At 55.6% G+C, this 18,235-nt stretch carries 17 protein-coding genes; 10 read left to right on the top strand and 7 right to left on the bottom strand.

What is annotated here, in order from left to right; genetic code table 11:
• The first annotated feature begins 71 nt into the window (after nucleotides 1-71).
• The 5 genes from PspR76_RS04950 (at nucleotide 72) to PspR76_RS04930 (ending at nucleotide 5,629) form a co-directional block, all read left to right on the top strand.
• Nucleotides 72-1,670, top strand: coding sequence for an ABC transporter substrate-binding protein (locus tag PspR76_RS04950; RefSeq protein ID WP_159954216.1), 1,599 nt, complete (start codon nucleotides 72-74; stop codon nucleotides 1,668-1,670).
• A 76-nt stretch (nucleotides 1,671-1,746) separates the two neighbouring features.
• The gene (locus PspR76_RS04945; RefSeq protein ID WP_159954215.1) at nucleotides 1,747-2,757 is read left to right on the top strand and encodes an ABC transporter permease subunit; all 1,011 of its coding nucleotides are present in this window, start codon (nucleotides 1,747-1,749) and stop codon (nucleotides 2,755-2,757) included.
• Nucleotides 2,758-2,767: 10 nt separating this feature from the next.
• Nucleotides 2,768-3,679 carry an ABC transporter permease subunit gene (locus PspR76_RS04940; protein ID WP_159954214.1) on the top strand — a complete coding sequence of 304 codons (912 nt, stop codon included), beginning with the start codon at nucleotides 2,768-2,770 and terminating at the stop codon, nucleotides 3,677-3,679.
• Between the two features lie 10 nt (nucleotides 3,680-3,689).
• Complete coding sequence (locus PspR76_RS04935) at nucleotides 3,690-4,658, top strand: ABC transporter ATP-binding protein (protein ID WP_159954213.1); 969 nt, start codon at nucleotides 3,690-3,692, stop codon at nucleotides 4,656-4,658.
• Nucleotides 4,658-5,629: a peptide ABC transporter ATP-binding protein gene (locus PspR76_RS04930; protein WP_064450678.1), complete on the top strand. Its 972-nt coding sequence runs from the start codon at nucleotides 4,658-4,660 to the stop codon at nucleotides 5,627-5,629. The genes PspR76_RS04935 and PspR76_RS04930 overlap by 1 nt, the downstream gene beginning before the upstream one ends.
• Before the next feature lie 227 nt (nucleotides 5,630-5,856).
• Here PspR76_RS04930 and PspR76_RS04925 read toward each other — a convergent pair whose 3' ends face one another.
• The 3 genes from PspR76_RS04925 to PspR76_RS04915 are packed head-to-tail and all read right to left on the bottom strand — an operon-like array spanning nucleotide 5,857 to nucleotide 9,033.
• On the bottom strand, nucleotides 5,857-6,855 hold the full coding sequence (locus PspR76_RS04925; RefSeq protein WP_159954212.1) for an alpha-xenorhabdolysin family binary toxin subunit B: 999 nt from the start codon (nucleotides 6,853-6,855) through the stop codon (nucleotides 5,857-5,859).
• A 36-nt stretch (nucleotides 6,856-6,891) separates the two neighbouring features.
• A complete protein-coding gene (locus PspR76_RS04920; RefSeq protein ID WP_159954211.1) occupies nucleotides 6,892-7,956 on the bottom strand; it encodes an alpha-xenorhabdolysin family binary toxin subunit A in 1,065 nt (354 codons plus the stop codon).
• Nucleotides 7,957-7,998: 42 nt separating this feature from the next.
• Complete coding sequence (locus PspR76_RS04915) at nucleotides 7,999-9,033, bottom strand: hypothetical protein (RefSeq protein WP_159954210.1); 1,035 nt, start codon at nucleotides 9,031-9,033, stop codon at nucleotides 7,999-8,001.
• Nucleotides 9,034-9,381: 348 nt separating this feature from the next.
• Between PspR76_RS04915 and PspR76_RS04910 the strand changes: the two genes are divergently transcribed.
• On the top strand, nucleotides 9,382-10,518 hold the full coding sequence (locus PspR76_RS04910; protein ID WP_159954209.1) for a hypothetical protein: 1,137 nt from the start codon (nucleotides 9,382-9,384) through the stop codon (nucleotides 10,516-10,518).
• 86 nt (nucleotides 10,519-10,604) lie between these two features.
• Here PspR76_RS04910 and PspR76_RS04905 read toward each other — a convergent pair whose 3' ends face one another.
• The 4 genes from PspR76_RS04905 to PspR76_RS04890 form a co-directional block, all read right to left on the bottom strand.
• Nucleotides 10,605-10,868 carry a hypothetical protein gene (locus PspR76_RS04905; RefSeq protein ID WP_159954208.1) on the bottom strand — a complete coding sequence of 88 codons (264 nt, stop codon included), beginning with the start codon at nucleotides 10,866-10,868 and terminating at the stop codon, nucleotides 10,605-10,607.
• 97 nt (nucleotides 10,869-10,965) lie between these two features.
• Complete coding sequence (locus tag PspR76_RS04900; RefSeq protein WP_159954207.1) at nucleotides 10,966-11,220, bottom strand: hypothetical protein; 255 nt, start codon at nucleotides 11,218-11,220, stop codon at nucleotides 10,966-10,968.
• A gap of 241 nt (nucleotides 11,221-11,461) precedes the next feature.
• A protein-coding gene (locus PspR76_RS04895; protein ID WP_159954206.1) for an IS3 family transposase occupies nucleotides 11,462-12,684 on the bottom strand; the annotation gives its coding sequence in 2 pieces (ribosomal slippage) (nucleotides 11,462-12,333 and nucleotides 12,333-12,684; 1,224 coding nt in all).
• 110 nt (nucleotides 12,685-12,794) lie between these two features.
• Complete coding sequence (locus PspR76_RS04890; protein WP_159954205.1) at nucleotides 12,795-14,378, bottom strand: peptide chain release factor 3; 1,584 nt, start codon at nucleotides 14,376-14,378, stop codon at nucleotides 12,795-12,797.
• A 332-nt stretch (nucleotides 14,379-14,710) separates the two neighbouring features.
• Here PspR76_RS04890 and PspR76_RS04885 point away from each other — a divergent pair, with 332 nt between their 5' ends.
• From PspR76_RS04885 to PspR76_RS04870, 4 genes are read left to right on the top strand one after another with little or no spacing between them, the layout of a single operon-like run.
• The gene (locus PspR76_RS04885) at nucleotides 14,711-15,427 is read left to right on the top strand and encodes an ABC transporter permease (protein ID WP_025856261.1); all 717 of its coding nucleotides are present in this window, start codon (nucleotides 14,711-14,713) and stop codon (nucleotides 15,425-15,427) included.
• A gap of 20 nt (nucleotides 15,428-15,447) precedes the next feature.
• Complete coding sequence (locus tag PspR76_RS04880; protein ID WP_159954204.1) at nucleotides 15,448-16,344, top strand: glycine betaine ABC transporter substrate-binding protein; 897 nt, start codon at nucleotides 15,448-15,450, stop codon at nucleotides 16,342-16,344.
• A gap of 11 nt (nucleotides 16,345-16,355) precedes the next feature.
• The gene (locus tag PspR76_RS04875; protein ID WP_027604864.1) at nucleotides 16,356-17,009 is read left to right on the top strand and encodes an ABC transporter permease; all 654 of its coding nucleotides are present in this window, start codon (nucleotides 16,356-16,358) and stop codon (nucleotides 17,007-17,009) included.
• Complete coding sequence (locus tag PspR76_RS04870; RefSeq protein ID WP_053131666.1) at nucleotides 17,006-18,163, top strand: osmoprotectant ABC transporter ATP-binding protein OsmV; 1,158 nt, start codon at nucleotides 17,006-17,008, stop codon at nucleotides 18,161-18,163. Before PspR76_RS04875 ends, PspR76_RS04870 begins: the two co-directional genes overlap by 4 nt.
• Nucleotides 18,164-18,235: the final 72 nt, after the last annotated feature.

The raw sequence follows: 18,235 nt of genomic DNA, 5'->3' as shown, positions 1-18,235 counted from the left end.
GGTAGACGGCGGGCTCATCACGAGCCTGCCTTCTACGCTTGTCTGGTTCAATCGATTGCAGAGGGCTCTGAATGAAAATGCTCCCGCTACAAGCCGCCATTGCCGCTGCGCTGTTGAGCGTCGCGATCGGCGTTTCGGCCAAACCGCTGGTGGTCTGCACCGAAGCCAGCCCGGAGGGTTTCGACCCGGTCCTGTACACCACGGCCGTCACCGCTGACGCCGCCGCCGAGACCCTGTTCAACCGCCTGGTGGACTTCAAGCCCGGCACCACCGAAGTCGTGCCTGCACTGGCCAAAGACCTGCCACAAATCAGCGCCGATGGGTTGACCTACACGTTCCACCTGCGTGACGACATCAAGTTCCACACCACCGACTACTTCAAACCCACGCGCAACATGAATGCCGACGACGTGCTTTGGAGCTTCCAGCGCCAGCTGGACCCGAATCACCCTTGGCACAAAAAGTCCAACGTGGGCTACCCGTACTTTGAAAGCATGGGTTTCAAGGAACTGCTCAAAAGCGTCACGAAGACCGACGACCACACCGTTGTCTTCACGCTGACCCGTCCTGAAGCCCCATTCCTGGCCGACCTGGCCATGGCGTTTTCCTCGATCCACTCCGCCGAATACGCCGACCAGTTGCTCAAGTCCGGCAAGACCGATGACCTGAACGCCAAGCCAATCGGTACCGGGCCGTTCATCTTCACCCGCTACGCCAAAGACGCCCAAGTGCGCTTCAAGGCCAACCCGGAGTACTTCCGTGGCAAGCCGCCAGCTGACCCGCTGATCCTGGCGATTACCACTGACAACAACGTGCGCCTGCAAAAGCTCAAGGCCAACGAGTGCCAGATCGCGCTGTATCCGAAACCGGATGACGTGCCGAGCATGAAGGCCGACCCGAACCTGAAAGTCACGGAACTGGCGGCGATGACCACCGCTTACACCGCGCTGAACACCACGCACAAGTACATGAGCGATGCACGCGTGCGTCACGCGATCAACATCGCGTTCGACAAAAAAGGCTACAACGAGTCCCTGTACGGCAAAGGCAACGCCATCGATGCCACCGGCCCGTATCCGCCAACGCTGCTGGGCTTCAGCGACAAACTGAAAAACCCGGCGCGTGACCTGGATAAAGCCCGCGCCCTGCTCAAGGAAGCCGGTGTACCGGAAGGCACCGAGTTCACCCTGTTCACCCGTAACGGCGGCGGCCCGACCAACCCGAACCCGATGCTCGGCGCCCAGCGCATGCAGGCGGATCTGGCGCAGATTGGCCTGAAGGTCAATATCAAAGTTATGGAATGGGGCGAGATGCTCAAGCGTGCTAAAAACGGCGAGCACGACATGGTTTCCGCCGGCTGGGCAGGCGATAACGGCGACCCGGATAACTTCCTCACGCCAAACCTGAGTTGCGATGCAGCCAAAAACGGCGAAAACTACGCCCGCTGGTGTAACAAAGAGTTTCAAGACTTGATCGACAAGGCGCGCGCGCTCGCTGAACCCGCCCAGCGCGCTGCACTCTATGAACAAGCCATGGACGTTTTCGACAAAGACCAACCATGGATTCCCATGGCTTACCCGAAATTGTTCACCGCCATGCGCAAAAACGTCGAGGGTTTTACCCAAAGCCCTCTGACCACCAATAACTTCGCCACCACCCAGGTGAAGTAATAAGAGAAGACGCTCGGCACCGTCGCCATTGACGGTGCCGAACCTGCCTAACCGGCTGATTGAGGTACACAACAAGATGTTTAGTTTTATTGCCCGCCGATTGGGGTTATTGATCCCCACGTTTTTCGGCATCACGTTGCTGACGTTTGCGTTGATTCGCATGATCCCCGGCGACCCCGTCGAAGTCATGATGGGCGAACGACGAGTCGACCCCGAGATGCACGCACAGGCAATGGAACGCCTCGGCCTTAACAAGCCGCTGTACGCGCAATACTTTGACTATGTAGGCAAGCTCGCCCACGGCGACCTCGGCGAATCCCTGCGCACGCGCACCAACGTGTGGACCGAATTCACCGCCCTCTTCCCCGCGACCCTGGAACTGTCCATGGCCGCCCTGCTGTTCGCCGGTATCCTGGGCCTGTTGGCCGGGGTGATCGCGGCCTTGAAACGAGGATCCCTGTTCGACCATGGGGTGATGGGCATCTCCCTCGCGGGATATTCGATGCCGATCTTCTGGTGGGGCCTGATCCTGATCATGTTCTTCTCCGTAAGCCTGGGCTGGACCCCGGTTTCCGGGCGTATCGACCTGCTCTACGACATCGAGCCGCGCACCGGCTTCATGCTGATCGACACCCTGCTGGCTGACGAGCCAGACGCCTTCTTCGACGCCCTGCACCACCTGATCCTGCCGGCCATCGTGCTCGGCACCATCCCGCTGGCGGTGATTGCGCGGATGACCCGTTCGTCGATGCTCGAAGTACTGCGCGAAGACTACATCCGTACCGCCAAGGCCAAAGGCCTGTCGCCGGCGCGCGTGGTCTTCGTACACGGCCTGCGTAACGCGCTGATCCCGGTACTCACCGTGGTCGGCCTGCAAGTCGGCACCCTGCTGGCCGGTGCGGTTCTGACCGAAACCATCTTCTCGTGGCCCGGCATCGGCAAATGGCTGATCGAAGCCATTGGCGCGCGGGACTACCCGGTGGTGCAAAACGGCATCCTGCTGATCGCCTGCCTGGTGATCCTGGTGAACTTCGTGGTGGATATCCTCTACGGCTTCGCCAACCCACGCATCCGTCACCAGCGCTGAGATCATGACCATGAGCACACCTACTCAAGCGGTAGCAGTCGATCAAAGCCTGCTGTATCCGTCCCCGTACAAAGAATTCTGGCAAGCCTTCTCCAAGAACAAAGGCGCGGTTGCCGGCCTGCTGTTCATGTTGCTGATCGTGTTCTGCGCGATCTTCGCCCCGTGGGTTGCACCGCATAACCCCAGCGAGCAATACCGTGACTTCCTGCTGACCCCGCCAGCCTGGCTGGAAGGTGGGCAGATGCAATTCCTGCTCGGCACCGACGAACTCGGCCGTGACCTGCTCTCGCGCCTGATCCAGGGCTCACGCCTGTCCTTGCTGATCGGTTTGTCGTCGGTGGTGATGTCGCTGATTCCGGGCATCCTGCTCGGCTTGTTCGCCGGGTTCTTCCCGCGCGTGCTTGGCCCAACCATCATGCGTTTGATGGACATCATGCTGGCCCTGCCGTCGCTGCTGCTGGCTGTCGCCATTGTCGCGATCCTCGGCCCTGGCCTGATCAACACCGTAATCGCCATCGCCATCGTGTCCTTGCCGTCCTACGTGCGTTTGACCCGCGCGGCGGTGATGGGCGAACTGAACCGCGACTACGTGACCGCCGCCCGCCTTGCCGGCGCCGGCCTGCCGCGCCTGATGTTCATCACCGTGCTGCCTAACTGCATGGCGCCGCTGATCGTACAGGCCACCTTGAGCTTCTCGTCGGCGATTCTCGATGCCGCGGCTCTGGGCTTCCTGGGCCTTGGCGTACAACCGCCAACCCCTGAGTGGGGCACCATGCTGGCTTCGGCCCGTGACTACATCGAACGCGCCTGGTGGGTGGTGAGCTTGCCTGGTTTGACCATTTTGCTCAGCGTGCTGGCAATCAACTTGATGGGTGACGGCCTGCGCGACGCGCTGGACCCGAAACTCAAGAACGCCGCCTGAGGAGATTCCCATGTCACTGTTAGAAATCAAGAATCTCAACGTCCGCTTCGGCGACAAGACCGCCGTGCCGGTGGTCGATGGACTCGACATTTCCGTCGACAAAGGCGAAGTATTGGCCATTGTTGGCGAGTCGGGCTCGGGTAAATCCGTGACCATGATGGCGCTGATGGGCCTGATCGAGCACCCCGGCATTGTTACCGCCGACGCGCTGAACTTCGACGGCAAGGACATGCTCAAGCTGAGCAACCGTCAACGCCGCCAAATCGTCGGCAAAGACCTGGCGATGGTGTTCCAGGACCCGATGACCGCGTTGAACCCCAGCTACACCGTGGGCTTCCAGATTGAAGAAGTGCTGCGCCTGCACCTGAAAATGTCCGGCAAGCAAGCGCGTAAACGTGCGATCAAACTGCTCGAAAAGGTTGAAATCCCAGGCGCTGCCAGCCGTATGGACGCCTACCCGCACCAACTGTCCGGTGGTATGAGCCAGCGTGTTGCAATCGCCATGGCGATTGCCGGCGAACCGAAACTGCTGATCGCCGACGAACCGACCACGGCCTTGGACGTGACCATCCAGGCGCAGATCATGGAACTGCTGCTGGCCCTGCAGAAAGAGCAGAACATGGGCCTGGTGCTGATCACCCACGACCTGGCCGTGGTAGCCGAAACCGCCCAGCGCGTGTGCGTGATGTACGCCGGCCAAGCCGTGGAAGTCGGCCAGGTGCCGCAGTTGTTCGACATCCCGGCGCACCCGTACAGCGAAGCGCTGCTCAAGGCGATCCCCGAGCACAGCCTGGGCGCCACGCGTCTGGCCACGCTGCCGGGTATCGTGCCCGGTCGCTACGACCGCCCGCAGGGTTGCCTGCTGTCGCCACGCTGCCCGTATGTGCAGGAATCCTGCCGTGCCCAGCGCCCCGGCCTTGACCCGAAAACCAACAGCCTCGCGCGCTGCTTCTACCCCTTGAACCAGGAGGTGGCGTAATGGCCGTCGTTCTTACCGCCCGCGACCTCACCCGTCACTACGAAGTGTCCCGTGGCCTGTTCAAGGGCCACGCGCTGGTACGCGCGCTTAATGGTGTGTCGTTTGAACTGGAAGCCGGCAAAACCCTCGCCGTGGTTGGCGAATCGGGTTGCGGCAAATCCACCCTGGCCCGCGCGCTGACGCTGATTGAAGAACCGTCTTCGGGCTCCTTGAAAATCGCCGGTCAGGAAGTCGCCGGCGCCGACAAGGCCCAGCGCAAGCAATTGCGCAAAGACGTGCAGATGGTGTTCCAGAGCCCGTACGCCTCGCTGAACCCGCGCCAGAAGGTCGGTGATCAACTCGGCGAGCCGCTGCTGATCAACACCAACCTGTCCGCCGCCGAACGCCGCGAGAAAGTGCAGGCAATGATGAAGCAAGTGGGCCTGCGCCCTGAGCATTATCAGCGCTACCCGCACATGTTTTCCGGTGGCCAGCGCCAGCGTATTGCACTGGCCCGCGCGATGATGCTGCAACCCAAAGTGCTGGTGGCGGACGAACCGACCTCCGCACTCGACGTGTCGATCCAGGCTCAGGTGCTCAACCTGTTCATGGACCTGCAGCAGGAATTCAACACGGCCTACGTGTTCATTTCCCACAACCTGGCGGTGGTGCAACACGTCGCCGATGACGTGATGGTGATGTACCTCGGTCGCCCGGTGGAAGTCGGCCCCAAGGACGACATCTACGCCCGCCCGCTGCACCCCTACACCCAGGCGCTGCTGTCGGCCACCCCGACCATTCACCCGGACCCGAACAAGCCGAAGATCAAGATCGTCGGCGAGCTGCCCAACCCGCTGAACCCGCCGCCTGGCTGCGCTTTCCACAAGCGCTGCCCCTACGCGACCGCGCGGTGCAGCAGCGAAGAGCCGCAGTTGCGTGCGTTGGATAACCGTCAGGTGGCTTGCCACTACGCGGAGCAGTTTGTGGCTTGAACCTTGTAGGGCGACACAGTCGTCCCGGACATCGCTGACAAGCTGCAACAACAACGCTCTATCGAGTTGCACCGTCCCCCTCACCAGATTGCGCATCAGTCTGTTGAGGGGGATTTTTTTGTGTCTTACCCTTATTTCATACAGAAATAATAAGCTTGAAATGGTGTAGCCCGACCAAGCAACGCAATCAATTACTGCATTGATACTCGTCAACAAGCCTGATCACGCTAAACGTCGCGAAGCCAATAGGGCTGAAGATTTTGACAATAGTTTTTTAAGCTATCAGCATCAGCCAATAGTAGTTTCGCAGTCGCTTGCACGTCTTTAGGTTTTAAAAAAACCGCACTGTGAAAATTCGAAAACGCATCCGCAACCTTCTTAACTTGATATACATAAGCCCTCCGAGGCTCCACAATATTTTGCGAATCAATAAACTGCTGTGATTTTTTTTGATTAGCATCAAGCTGTTGCTCGAGACTTGTCATTCGATGTGCTCTTCGATCAATGCTTTCCTGAAGCGACTTTCGCGCTGCAATCAAGTGCTCAAACTTAATCGCCTCATTAAGAGTTTTTAAAACCAGCTTAGCGGTTTCAGCACCTGCCTTTATTGCCGCCGCCTTCATACCACCAGGCACCTCAGCCTTATCAAGCACGCTGGTCGCATTATCTACCAGAACAAGTGCCTTATCCAAATCTGAGTTATCCGTATATACTTTGATAGCCTGGTCGATAACGGCCATCTGCTCCTTCATTCTAATGAGAGGCTTCTCCTCAGGCGAGACTTGACTTAATAGCACGCTCCGTTCCGCTTGCAAAGCACTCAACATGTAATCGTTGCCACTAATAACAGCCGTTTCGGCAACAAAAATTGCCGCATTTACACCTTCACGAACTTTAGTAAATCTGACCGAAAAATTATCAAGCAGCTTACCTATTTCTTGCAAGTAGCTATCCCGTGCTGGCTGGCGATCCGAATCAGCCCCCATGTCCTCCAACCCATTGACGTATTCTCGCAGTTCATCGACATCCAGTAATACCGGGACGGCAGCCAGGGCGTTATTGACAACCAGGTCAACTTCATCAATTGATGCATTGAGCTGTTTCAACTCCTGCCGGAGAGACTCGTATAAAACATTACTGGAATTGATAAGTGTTTCATTGCGAATGATAACCCGAGCCTTTCTCACAACACCCAGATCGAGGACCTGCAGTTCATCTGTGTTCATGACACACGTCTCCTGTCGTGTAAATATCAATCAAGTTCAACTCAAAGCCACCACCAACACACTTGCACTTTCTTTAATCTTTTCCCAACTTTTAATCGTGGATTGGATTTTTATGACAAAGGTGCGCAACACAGTGTATTGGCTGACCTTATTGATACTTTGCTTAGAGGACTCGATATACTCAATCAATCCGCGCCAGATACTTTCAAGCTGAGACACCGTGTTCTGTGCACTCAACACATAATCAAACAGCGTGTTGAGCTCAGTGGACACGGCGTGAAGCGGCCCAATTAGCGCGTTTCTAGCATCCATCTGCCGGATAAGTTCCCGCTTATTGTTGCGTAATGGTTCCAGCTCAGACGCTTGATCCTTTGCTTTCTGAACCTGATATCCAATAATTGAATACACATTCACAAGAGTTAAATAATCCCACACCCCTCCCCAACCATATTCTTGTTTTTTATTATCAATTCTCAACTCTACATCATCGATTTTTGCTTGCAACGCTGTAATTTCAGCGTTCAATTCATCTTTGGATGCTAACTTAAGCGCCGCCCCCACGTTGGGCTTTATCTCTTCCAGTCGTTTTCTGAAAGCCATAATGATGTTAATAACACCCTGGGTATTTAATTGCTTAGCCTCAATTGAGGTTTTCAAATATTCCAGAAAATCATGGATACTGGTAACCCTTTGCCCGTCGCCATCAGTCATATAGACCGGAGGAAGGGCACTGATATCCTCATCACTGATATCAGCGACCTTGCCCATATAGTCAATATATCCGGGCATGGTGACAATCGTACTCACCAGCTCGTCTCCATAGAGCTTTATATCTTCTGCAAAAGTTGACAGCGCGCCGGCCACTTTTTTCATAGCGACTTCAACGCTATTCCAAGCATAGGCACTGGCGCTAATATCTTCATATAACACCCTGATATCGCTTGGCTCAAGACCTGGAATATTTGTAGTGGAAACTTTCAATAAATTATTTATGCTATTAATATCTGTCGGTAAAGACTTACCCTTCGTAACGTAACGCCGAATGCTTTCTACATCGTTCTTCGTTACCACTGGAATTGATGCAGCCGTCGTATTAGTCATCATAGCCTCCATCATGCATCGTTTGAATAACATTCAACAAAGTCAACTCTCAAACGCACTCTTCAGGGACTGCATATAATCTTGAACAATCCGCCAATCGTTAAGCGCGCCTTTTTGCATGCTCACCAATGAATTTATTTTTGTCATCTTTGTTGCATTCGTTATTTTCAACACGGAAGACCTGGCAAAATCTAACGTCAAGGTCCAGATACTCTCTATCTTCCTCACCGCATCGAGCGCAGCAGCAATAATTACCTCCATTCCTGTTAGTAAAATTTTTATGCTTTCTAAAATCGATTTAATTTCATTCCGCTCGCCCAACTTAATTAACAGTTGATCTCTCTTTTTTTTCGCCGAACTCACAGCAGGCCTCACAATATAAATTTGTGTAAACTCCGGCCAAAGACTCATACTTCGCATCTGATCTAAGATCTTCTGATTCTCGGCGACCGCAAGGTTTTCTTTTTCAATTTCTTTATTAAGCTCCGCAATTTCCCTATCAAGCGGATCGCTACCGACGAGATTCAGCTTGGCTGTTACAGCGACCAGCACCTCATCACTCAACTCACGCTTATACGCTGAGACTCGAGCCTCTATGCCTTCAATCTCATCCCGACGCTTTTTTACTTCAATCCCCAAATCATTATAGATATCTTCAACTTTGTTTAAGTCAGGATCATACCCCTCTCTCATTGAGTTCAATGGAAGACTGTTTATTTGCTCCTGCGACAACCCAGAAACTTGTGCATTGAACTCTTTATATCCCGGGATTGATTCCAATATATCGATTGTTCCCTGGCCGCTTATTTTAAACAACTCCGCAAACTCTAATAACTTTCCCATCAATGCGATTAAGTCTGTTTGAATTGAAGGCCAACCGTTTGCATTTCTTTGAATGATCTTAAACAGCTCACTCATATCAGAAGCGCTCAGGCCCTTTTCATTAAGCTTTTTTGTGTTGTAGCGCCCCTCAATAACATCGACTTCGGTGGGGAGGTCTTGTGCCATTGACACATATGACTTCAGGCTCGCCACTTCCGTGGCTGTAAATATGATTTTTTCTTGTCCAGCACTCATCTCAACCTCACAAAATAGTTAGTCTAACAACCTGAAGGCTGTACAACGCCCGGGGACTCATAGGTATAAACGCCGCTGCACCCAGCGTCTACTGTCAAATCTGACAGGTAGCTTACCGAGGAAAAATGGCCGATAACGAAATGTTGCCCCCGGTAAATAACCTGAGTCCCCCAAAAAAAACCGTTTTTTTTTATAAAACCCATACCGATGCTACCGAATGAAAAACGGCATAAAAAATCAATTCAATATTCACAAAAAATATCAATACCTGTTAGTTCTCACAGTAGCCTGAGCGCGGACTTTAGGATTCCATAAGTATTCAATTCCATAAACTTATCGGCAAAATATATGACCACCTTTACTGTATACTTTTGCGGCACTGGCTCTAACAAATTCGATGACAGCAATAATAATTACTGGAATGGCGAACTGGTTTCCACACTGGCTCAGAACACTCGAAGCCAAAACAATGAATTCGCCAGTTGGATCATCGTGGACGGGCCTGGCAGTGGAAACTTACAAGCAGACGAAATGTTCACAAAGCCTGGCGGCTATTATCAAACGAAGGGAGTGCTATTCGGAGATGGCTGGAAGGAAAACGTCGCGCACGCTGTCAATATGATAAAAGGCAAGTTCACCTGGCAACGAGAAAAATTAACTGCAGAAAACTATAAACAACTGGAGAATGCTGGCATCCCCATCGAAGACGTTAATACAACAGGCTGCTGGTTCTGGCGCAAATATGAATATGGTACACGTCAGGTTACGCCGCAACAGCTTCAAGAACAGATTATAAAGACCTTTCGATCGGACGGCATTATTCCAACTCAGGTCAATTTAGTAGGGTGGAGCCGCGGAGGGGTTAGTTGCCATATGTTGGCGAACGCCATGCTCGAAGACAGTGAACTTTCTGGCGTGCCGGTCAACATCTTCGCGATTGACCCAGTACCGGGCGCTTTTAACTTCCAAAAGAACAGAGTCGAACTCGGGAGCAACGTAAAAGAATATATAGGTTTTTATGCGCGCGACGAGCGATCAGCTGGCTTTGACTGCGTTGTGCCCCTGTTTTCCAGCGGCACTAAAATCCATATTTACCCACTGCCCGGGCGACACGCAACTCTGGTGGGTAATGCGGCTGCCAATGGTAACAAGGGTTCGAAAATTCTTCCTGAGCCGGGGCAGATCGTTCGACACTATGCCGAAACATGCTTGGCTCGCTGGGGTGTTGGCCTGGAAAAAACACTCAATCTGACGCCAGCCCAGATAAACAGCCTGCTCGAAAAAATAAAGAATGACTCAGCGAGCTATATGACGATGCGCAACACGGTTTACACCATCAGCACAAAAACAGGGGAAGACCGCACTATTAGCTTGGGTGATAAGGGAACAGGGTTCTCTACCGTTCGAAGTACCAGCTACACACCAGAACAAGGTCTTTCTATAGAGCACATCACTAGCCACGATTATTTTAAAGAAATCGGTTGATTTACGCGTGGGGTGAGTTTGGTTTTCAAAAGCCCTTCCCATCAGGTGACGCATGCCCTGACGGGAGGGGCTTTTTTTAGCGCGACTCAGGTATCGCTGTCGCCTTCAGGGGAGTCATCGTCATCCGGCGGAGCTTGCTGGTCGTCATCATCCTTGGAGCCGCCCTGGTCTTCGTCACCCGCTTCGGATTCAGACTTGGCCAACTGCAACCCTTTGCCCTGCGCCGTCTGCACCGCAGAAAAGCCCACCTGGCTGCCCTGCACCGGGTTATGCGCCCAGGCCGTCGACATTCCCAGCGACAACAGCACCAGCACTTTTATCAACAGCACTACACGTTGAAAAATACTCATGGTCGATTTCCGTCCAGTCAGTAGATGAATCCTGCACGACAGCGGTTTACCGTCGCCAGGTTAGAAGCTAGTCCCAATGCCAGGTTTGCGCCAGGCCTCAGGTGTCACCGTCGTCATAGGTTTCACTGTCTTCCCCTTCGTTATAGGGGTTTTCCGCATCCTCCTTGGGCGCGGGTTGGGCTTGGGGTTGCCAACTGCCGGAGTTGACCTCGTTCTGTTTCTTTTTGGTGACCGGACCGGTGTCTTTCCATTGGGGCGTGCCGGTGTCAGCCAGCGCCAACGTATGCGCCATGGCGATGGACAACGCCAGTGCCCCCAGCAGCAAATGGCTGGCACGTTGAGTTATACGCACGGTGGCCTCCTATTCCGTCGGTGAAAGGGTGAACTATTCGAAACGCTAGACCGGATGCTGGGTTAGCGCCAATTTCCCAGGCGGATGAAGATCAACATGTGGGAGCTGGCTTGCCTGCGATAGCGGCCCGTCAGCCAACCTATCAGTGACTGGCCCACCGCAATCGCAGGCAAGCCAGCTCCCACAATAGTCGGCGGTATACGCTGTCTAGTCCTGAAATAGGTTTACACCTGTTTTAGCCTTAAAACGCCCGATGCACCGCATCGGGCGTTTTGTATTTCAGCGACAGATGAGGCCGCTCGTTGTTATAGATCTGCACCGACTCGTCCACCATCCGGATGGCCTCTGCAAAATCTTTGGGGCGATGCAGCAATAACTCGTTTTTCAAAATCCCATTCACACGTTCAGCCAATGCATTTTGGTAGCAGTCGTAGCCATCGGTCATTGAGCAGGTGATGCCGTATTTGGCATGCAGCCGCTGATAAAGCTCGGAGCAGTATTGGACACCTCTGTCCGAGTAATGCACCAGGCGTTGTTCCGTTGTCCGCTGCTTGAGGGCTTTTTTGAACGCCTGGATCACCGATTCGGTGTGCAAGCTTTCATGGATATGGTGCCCCACGATTTTTCGAGAGTACGCATCGGTGATCAAACTCAGATAAGCCACACCCGTTTGCGTTGGTAAGTAGGTGATGTCCGCAACCCATACTTGCTCTGGCGCCTTGGCGATTACCTGAATCGGCCCATCTTTGAGCAGGTTTGGATGACGGCGAAAGCGATGATGGCTGTCTGTTGTTTTGTGATAGGCCCGTCTGCGGGGAACCAGTTCGCGCCGATCTCGCAAGATATCGAATAAACGGTCTCGACCAACCTTTACGGACACTTCTGGCTCAGTGCGCATTAGATTGTGAAGTTTTCGGGTGCCAATGCGCGGTTGCCGAAGTCGCTTTTCCCTCACGAACCCCATCACTTCCTGGGCATGACGGGCCCGGGCATCACACGCCCGGTTGCGCTTGTAATAAGCCTGACGGGAAATCCCCATGAACTGGCAAGCCCGACTAATGCTCAGGTCTTGGATCTGCCCCTGGGAGAGGACTTGCCGGATCGCTTTTTTACGACAGAAACACCGAAGTCGTTCTTCAAAACATCAACGACGGCTTCGAAAAACTGAGCTTTCTGGTTGGCTTGGGCAAGCTTTTCTTCAAGCTCTTTGATTCGCTGTTCGGGTGTCAGCGGTTTATCGGGCTCATCCATGGATCGGGGTCTCTTGGAGCGAATGGACGCGCCTTGACTCCAGTCCTGCCGACCATGCCTGCGTAACCAATTCAGTACGGTCGTTTTACCCTGAATGCCATAGCGCTCTTGAGCCTCTTTATAACTCAACTCGCCTTTTTCGACCTGGTCGACGACCGACAATTTAAAGGTCAGCGTGTAATCACGCTGACTGCGCCTTTCTCCCGTATTCATTACTCCCTCCTGAGAATGGGTCAGAAGGTGTAAACCTTATTCAGGACGGAACACGCCCACAAAAAAGGGCGAAGCCATCACAGCTTCGCCCTTTTTATACCGCTCAGACCTTAATGATGTTCACGGGTCGCGCGGAATTTCACATCCGGCCAGCGCTCTTCCATCAATGCCAGGTTCACCCGCGTCGGCGCCAGGTAGGTCAGGTGACCGCCGCCGTCCACCGCGAGGTTTTCCACGGCCTTGTTGGAGAACTCTTCCAGCTTCTTCTTATCGGCACAATCGATCCAGCGCGCGGAGTACACGGTGATCGGCTCGTAGGAGCATTCGACCTTGTATTCCTCTTTCAAGCGGCTGGCGACCACGTCGAACTGCAGCACACCGACGGCGCCGAGGATGATGTCGTTGCTGCGCTCGGGGAAGAACACCTGGGTGGCGCCCTCTTCCGCCAATTGCTGCAGGCCTTGGCGCAGTTGCTTGGACTTGAGCGGGTCACGCAGGCGCACGCGGCGGAACAGTTCCGGGGCGAAGTGCGGGATACCGGTAAAGCCCAGCACTTCGCCTTCGGTGAAGGTGTCACCGATCTGGATGGTGCCGTGGTTGTGCAGGCCGATGATGTCGCCGGCGTAGGCTTCTTCAAGCTGTTCACGCTCAGAGGAGAAGAACGTCAGGGCGTCGCCGATGCGCACGTCCTTGCCGGTGCGCACGTGGCGCATCTTCATGCCTTTTTCATATTTGCCAGAGCAGATACGCATGAAGGCGATACGGTCACGGTGTTTAGGGTCCATGTTTGCCTGGATCTTGAACACGAAACCGGTGAATTTCTCTTCGACCGGTTCTACCGTACGCTCGTTGGCGACGCGGGCCAGCGGCTTCGGCGCCCAGTTCACGACGGCGTCGAGTACGTGGTCGACACCGAAGTTGCCCAGCGCAGTACCGAAGAACACCGGCGTCAGCTGGCCGTCGAGGAATTCCTGCTGGTTGAACTCGTGGCAGGCGCCCTGCACCAGCTCCAGCTGATCGACGAAACGGTCGTACTCGTCACCCAGGTGGGCGCGGGCTTCGTCGGAATCGAGCTTCTCGATGATCTTGACGTCGGTACGCTCGTGGCCGTGACCGGCGGTGTAGACAATGATGTAGTCGTCGGCCAGGTGGTACACGCCCTTGAAGTCGCGGTAGCAACCGATTGGCCAAGTGATCGGCGCAGCCTTGATCTTCAGGACCGCTTCGATTTCATCCAGCAGCTCGATGGGGTCGCGGATATCGCGGTCGAGTTTGTTGATGAAGCTGACGATGGGCGTGTCGCGCAGGCGGCACACGTCCATCAACGCGATGGTGCGTGGCTCAACGCCTTTACCGCCGTCGAGGACCATCAGGGCCGAGTCCACCGCAGTCAGGGTGCGGTAGGTATCTTCGGAGAAGTCCTCGTGACCTGGGGTGTCGAGCAGGTTGACCATGTGGTCGCGATACGGGAACTGCATGACCGACGTGGTAATGGAAATACCCCGTTGTTTTTCCATTTCCATCCAGTCGGAGGTGGCATGGCGGTCGGATTTGCGGGATTTCACCGTGCCGGCCACAGCGATTGCCTTGCCCATCAGCAGGAGCTTCTCGGTGATGGTGGTTTTACCGGCATCGGGGTGGGAAATAATGGCGAAAGTGCGGCGTTTCGCGACTTCGGCGGCCTGGTGGGTCATGGGAAATCGCCTGGCAGGTGAGTCAAAAAAGGGCGGCGAGTATAGCGCAAACCCAGGGAGCCAGACCACCGTTCACCCGATTGGGGGTGGCTAAATGCTGCCAAGTGTGGAACCTTTTAAAAGGTCGAGACGTCCACTCCCCTGCTACCGCACTCGGAACAGGGGCTGATAAATCAGCAAGTTAGCCTGACGAGGCTGCGCTCATGGCTTGATCGCATACCGCGTTGCCGGTATCGACAAGCTGCATTTCGCGACCATATTTGCCGACAGCCAGGAATGGCATTGCCGCTCGGAAATGTGTTCGCCGACAAAAGAAAAAAAGGAGTCCGCCTGTGGCTATTCGCTATGGCAAAGGGCTGATAGGAGGAGCGGTTGTCGTCGCTCTCCTGGCCCTGCTGGTCCACTGGATCGGCATCAACACGATCGAACTGTACCGCGACGATTTGTTGTTTTACCTGCAAGCACACCTGATCCTCGTTCTAGTCTCCATGCTGGCCGCCCTTGTTGTAGGCATCCCCGCCGGTATCCTGCTCAGCCGACCGAACATGGTCGGGCGCGCAGAACGCTTCATGCAAATATTCAACATCGGCAACACCGTCCCTCCCCTGGCCGTACTGGCCATCGCCCTCGGCGTCCTCGGCATCGGCAGTGGCCCGGCCATCTTCGCGTTGTTCCTCGCCTCGTTGCTGCCCATCGTGCGCAACACCTACGAAGGCCTCAAAAACGTACAAGGCTCGCTGAAAGAAGCCGCCACCGGCATCGGCATGACGCCACGCCAGGTGCTGTTTCGCGTGGAATTGCCCAACGCCGTGCCGATCATCATCGGCGGCGTGCGCGTGGCCCTGGCGATCAACGTCGGCACCGCACCGCTGGCGTTCCTGATTGGCGCCAACAGCCTGGGCAGCCTGATTTTCCCCGGCATCGCCCTGAACAATCAGCCGCAATTGCTGCTCGGCGCCGCGTGCACCGCGTTGCTGGCATTGCTGCTCGACGGTCTGGTGACCATGGCCAGCCGCCTCTGGCTGGAACGCGGGTTGCGTCCGTCTTAAGGCTTGGCAAAGGAAATCACATGAAAAAACTGACGTTGATATTGAGCTGCGTCCTGCTGTTTGCAGGCATTGCGCAAGCCGCCGAAAAACCGGTCATCCGCATCGGCGCCCGGGTGTTCACCGAACAGACCCTGCTCGCCGAAATCACTTCCCAGTACCTGCGCGCCAAGGGTTACGACACCCGTGTGACCGGCGGCCTGGGCAGCAACCTGGCGCGCAGTGCCCAGGAAAGCGGGCAACTGGACCTGATCTGGGAATACACCGGTGTGTCGCTGGTGGCCTACAACCACGTCGACGAGAAGCTCGACAGTGAACAGTCCTACGCCCGAGTTAAAGAACTCGACGCGAAAAAAGGCCTGGTCTGGCTCTCCCCGTCGAAATTCAGCAACACCTACGCGCTGGCATTGCCGGAGAACGTGGCCAAGGAATTCCCGCAGATCAACAGCATCAGCGACCTGACCCTAGCCCTGGCGGAAAAAACCAAAGGCACCCGCCTGGTGGCCCTGGACACCGAGTTCGCCAACCGTTCCGACGGCATGGCTGGCATGGTCAAGCTGTACGACATGAACCTCACGCGCAAAAACACTCGGCAGATGGACGCCGGCCTGGTCTACACCGCGCTGCGTAATGGCCAGGTGTTCGCAGGCTTGGTCTACACCACCGACGGTCGCTTGAACGCCTTCAAATTGAAGCTGCTGGAAGACGACAAGCATTATTTCCCGGACTACACCGCCGCGCCCGTGGTGCGCCAGGTTTATCTGGATGCTCACCCGCAGCTGGAAGCGGACCTCAAGCCTCTGGCCGCGCTGTTCGACGATGCAACCATGCGCCAGCTGAATGCGCGGGTCGACGTCGACCATGAAAGCCCGTCCGCCGTGGCCGCAGATTTCCTGCGCCAACATCCGATCAACCCATAAGAGGAGAAGACATGGAATTTCTGAACGCCTTTTCCCATCTTGATTGGGCACAAGTCCTGCACCTGACCTGGCAGCACATCACCCTGGTCGGCATTGCAGTCATCCTGGCAATCGTCGTCGGTGTGCCCCTGGGCGTGCTGATGACGCGCTTCCCGACGCTCGCCGGCCCGCTGCAAGCCAGCGCCACGGTGCTGCTGACCGTGCCGTCCATCGCGCTGTTTGGCCTGCTGCTGCCGTTCTACTCCAAGTTCGGCCAGGGCCTGGGGCCGATGCCGGCGATTACCGCGGTGTTCCTCTACTCCCTGCTGCCGATCATGCGTAACACCTACCTCGCCCTCACCGGCGTGGAACCGGGCATTCGCGAAGCCGCCAAAGGCATCGGCATGACCTTCGGCCAGCGCCTGCGCATGGTCGAGCTGCCCATCGCCGTACCGGTGATCCTCGCCGGTGTGCGCACCGCCGTGGTGATGAACATTGGTGTGATGACCATCGCCGCCACCATCGGCGCCGGTGGCCTGGGTGTACTTATTCTGGCTTCCATCAGCCGCAGCGACATGTCGATGCTGATCGTCGGCGCCGTGCTGGTCAGTCTCCTGGCCATCTTCGCCGACCTGCTTCTGCAATGGCTGCAACGCTCGCTGACTCCAAAAGGACTGCTCAAATGATCGAACTTCAAAACCTGACCAAGACTTTTCAAAGCAACGGCAAAACTGTCTCCGCCGTGAACGACGTAAGCCTGACCGTCAACGAAGGCGAGATTTGCGTATTCCTCGGCCCATCGGGTTGCGGCAAGAGCACCACGCTGAAAATGATCAACCGCCTGATCAAGCCCACCTCGGGCAAGATCCTGATCAACGGCGAAGACACCACCGACCTGGATGAGGTGACCCTGCGTCGCAACATCGGTTATGTGATCCAGCAGATTGGTCTGTTCCCGAACATGACCATCGAGGAAAACATCGTGGTGGTGCCCAAGCTGCTCGGTTGGGACAAACAGAAATGCCACGACCGCGCCCGCGAGTTGATGAGCATGATCAAGCTGGAACCCAAGCAATACCTGCATCGCTACCCGCGTGAACTGTCGGGTGGCCAGCAGCAGCGGATCGGTGTGATTCGCGCGCTGGCCGCCGATGCGCCGCTGTTGCTGATGGACGAACCGTTCGGCGCAGTCGACCCGATCAACCGCGAGATGATCCAGAACGAGTTCTTCGAGATGCAGCGCGCGCTGAACAAGACCGTGATCATGGTCAGCCACGACATCGACGAAGCCATCAAGCTGGGCGACAAAATCGCCATCTTCCGCGCCGGCAAACTGCTGCAGATTGACCACCCGGACACGCTGCTGGCGCATCCGGCGGATGAATTTGTGAGCAACTTCGTCGGCCAGGACAGCACCCTCAAGCGCCTGCTGCTGGTGAAAGCCGAAGACGCCGCAGACAACGCCCCGTCGGTGAGCCCGGAAACCCCGGTGGCCGAGGCGCTGGAGCTGATGGACGAAACCGACCGTCGTTACGTGGTGGTCACCTGCGCCGAGAATAAGGCGCTGGGTTATGTACGACGCCGCGACCTGCACCGTCAGACCGGGACTTGCGGCCAGTACTTGCGCGAATTTAACGCCACGGCGGCGTACGACGAGCACTTGCGCATCCTGCTGTCGCGCATGTACGAGTTCAACCGTTCGTGGTTGCCGGTGATGGACGCTGAGCGGGTGTTCCTGGGTGAAGTGACCCAGGAGTCGATTGCCGAGTACCTGAGCTCCGGTAAGTCGCGTGGCGGCAAGACCAGCATCGTTTCGCCTGCCGAAACCGCGCTGGCCTGATAGACCGCTATCGCGGGCAAGCCCGGCTCCCACATTGAATTGCATTCATCTGTTGGAATGCATTCCCCTGTG

The organism is Pseudomonas sp. R76, assembly GCF_009834565.1.
Lineage (GTDB): Bacteria > Pseudomonadota > Gammaproteobacteria > Pseudomonadales > Pseudomonadaceae > Aquipseudomonas.
This window is presented reverse-complemented; position numbering and strand designations above follow the sequence as displayed.

Excerpts from the sequence above, each read along its gene's own strand:
- PspR76_RS04950 (WP_159954216.1), top strand. The coding sequence starts at position 72 with ATGAAAATGCTCCCGCTACAAGCCGCCATTGCCGCTGCGCTGTTGAGC.
- PspR76_RS04945 (WP_159954215.1), top strand. The coding sequence starts at position 1,747 with ATGTTTAGTTTTATTGCCCGCCGATTGGGGTTATTGATCCCCACGTTT.
- PspR76_RS04940 (WP_159954214.1), top strand. The coding sequence starts at position 2,768 with ATGAGCACACCTACTCAAGCGGTAGCAGTCGATCAAAGCCTGCTGTAT.
- PspR76_RS04935 (WP_159954213.1), top strand. The coding sequence starts at position 3,690 with ATGTCACTGTTAGAAATCAAGAATCTCAACGTCCGCTTCGGCGACAAG.
- PspR76_RS04930 (WP_064450678.1), top strand. The coding sequence starts at position 4,658 with ATGGCCGTCGTTCTTACCGCCCGCGACCTCACCCGTCACTACGAAGTG.
- PspR76_RS04925 (WP_159954212.1), bottom strand. The coding sequence starts at position 6,855 with ATGAACACAGATGAACTGCAGGTCCTCGATCTGGGTGTTGTGAGAAAG.
- PspR76_RS04920 (WP_159954211.1), bottom strand. The coding sequence starts at position 7,956 with ATGACTAATACGACGGCTGCATCAATTCCAGTGGTAACGAAGAACGAT.
- PspR76_RS04915 (WP_159954210.1), bottom strand. The coding sequence starts at position 9,033 with ATGAGTGCTGGACAAGAAAAAATCATATTTACAGCCACGGAAGTGGCG.
- PspR76_RS04910 (WP_159954209.1), top strand. The coding sequence starts at position 9,382 with ATGACCACCTTTACTGTATACTTTTGCGGCACTGGCTCTAACAAATTC.
- PspR76_RS04905 (WP_159954208.1), bottom strand. The coding sequence starts at position 10,868 with ATGAGTATTTTTCAACGTGTAGTGCTGTTGATAAAAGTGCTGGTGCTG.
- PspR76_RS04890 (WP_159954205.1), bottom strand. The coding sequence starts at position 14,378 with ATGACCCACCAGGCCGCCGAAGTCGCGAAACGCCGCACTTTCGCCATT.
- PspR76_RS04880 (WP_159954204.1), top strand. The coding sequence starts at position 15,448 with ATGAAAAAACTGACGTTGATATTGAGCTGCGTCCTGCTGTTTGCAGGC.
- PspR76_RS04875 (WP_027604864.1), top strand. The coding sequence starts at position 16,356 with ATGGAATTTCTGAACGCCTTTTCCCATCTTGATTGGGCACAAGTCCTG.
- PspR76_RS04870 (WP_053131666.1), top strand. The coding sequence starts at position 17,006 with ATGATCGAACTTCAAAACCTGACCAAGACTTTTCAAAGCAACGGCAAA.